The 1,479-nt window shown below is 38.7% G+C and carries 3 protein-coding genes and 1 riboswitch; all 3 genes read right to left on the minus strand.

Translation table 11 applies throughout. The features are described 5' to 3' along the window. Window positions 1-708, minus strand: a 708-nt coding sequence (locus EQ827_RS08700) for a 3-oxoacyl-ACP reductase (RefSeq protein WP_181190584.1), incomplete at its 3' end; no start/stop codon positions are given. Further along, a complete protein-coding gene (locus EQ827_RS08705; RefSeq protein ID WP_181190585.1) occupies window positions 705-929 on the minus strand; it encodes a DUF2829 domain-containing protein in 225 nt (74 codons plus the stop codon). The genes EQ827_RS08700 and EQ827_RS08705, both read right to left, overlap by 4 nt. Further along, on the minus strand, window positions 916-1,422 hold the full coding sequence (locus EQ827_RS08710; protein WP_181190586.1) for a QueT transporter family protein: 507 nt from the start codon (window positions 1,420-1,422) through the stop codon (window positions 916-918). Before EQ827_RS08710 ends, EQ827_RS08705 begins: the two co-directional genes overlap by 14 nt. A gap of 8 nt (window positions 1,423-1,430) precedes the next feature. Further along, window positions 1,431-1,474, minus strand: a riboswitch (PreQ1 riboswitch). Window positions 1,475-1,479: the final 5 nt, after the last annotated feature.

Here is a 1,479-nt window from a genome sequence, read left to right on the forward strand (position 1 = left end):
TACTAATACTGCTCCGTAAATATAACTAGACACTTCACTTGCCAAAAACAATGTCGCCTGGGCAATTTCTTGAGGCTGAGCATAACGTCCAATAAGCGTTTGAGCAGCCACTTTGTGGGCAATTTGTCCACTTTCTGCAAAATCAGCTGCCGTCATCGCTGTCGCAACGGCTCCAGGAGCCAAACAATTAGCCCGAATTTGTTTTTTACCATAATCAAAATTTAATTGTTTCGTATAACCAACAATTGCATGCTTGCTCGCCGTGTACGCGGCACCTCCGCCACTAGCCATAAAACTAGCAATGGAGGCCATATTGACAATAGTTAAAGGCAGCTTTTGCTGGAGGCTTTTAGTAATAAAAGTATTACATACCAAATATAGACTTTTTAAGTTAGTATCAAGCACGCGCTGCCACAATTGCTCAGTAGTTGCTAGCGAAGGTTGATAATCATCTAAGATCCCTGCAGTATTACAGACAATATCCATCACTGGCAGTTGCTTTAAAGTGTCATTTACTACTGCAGCTTTAGTCAAGTCTAACTGCAAAAAATAAAAGTGGGAGTCAGTTAATGAAGATTCTTGATAATCTAGACCATAAACTTCACAGCCTTGTTCCAAAAATAACTGGCACTGGCTTCGACCAATACCACTGGCACAGCCAGTAACCAAAACCCTTTTGCCCTTTAAATCTTGATATAGAGCTTTCACGGTACTAGCTGCCAATCAGTAGCCAATATATCACAAGAGGTCGGCTGAAATACTGAGAAAGCTGGCTTTTCGTTAGTTTTAATTAAAAAGTAAGGATTAACAGCCTCACCATGGTATGTGGCATCAGTAATTTCAACAATATATTCTTCGCCACTTGACCAACTTTGGCGTACAACTTTTTTGCCCTGCTGTAATTGTAATAAAGCCTCAGTGAACGGCATGTTTAATAATCTCTCCTTTAGTAAAATCAATCTTGCGGCTGATAATATCAATAATCACAGCACCTACAATCATGGATAACATTTCGCCAATTGCAACAGTTACCCAAGTCCACATTAAAGGCACTTTAGTAAAAATATGCAATTCTAATGCGACCAAAAAAGTTCCCGGTAATTGGCTAACAGTCGCGATTACATATTTCTTCCATTTAACATTAGTCCGATGGCCAAAATACCAAGCCAAGCCTGTGCCGATTATTGTACCCGCAGTACCAAAAATTAAATCAGGCATCCCTAATGGTGAAAATAAGTTAGTAATAAAACACCCCAAAGTTACTGCCACAATGTACTTCTTATTAAAAGTTGCTAAATGATTAAACAGCTCCGAAAAGCGAATCTGAATCGCATTAAAGCTCAGAGGAGCAAATAATAAAGAAATTGCAACATATAGAGCAGCAACAATTGCAGGCAAAGCCCAATTTTTAGTTTTTTGCATAATAAATTACTTCCTTAGTTTTTTTAGATGGGATTTTGCGAACCATCTCTAGTAAAT

The sequence above is a fragment of the Bombilactobacillus bombi genome, from assembly GCF_013607485.1.
GTDB lineage: Bacteria > Bacillota > Bacilli > Lactobacillales > Lactobacillaceae > Bombilactobacillus > Bombilactobacillus bombi_A.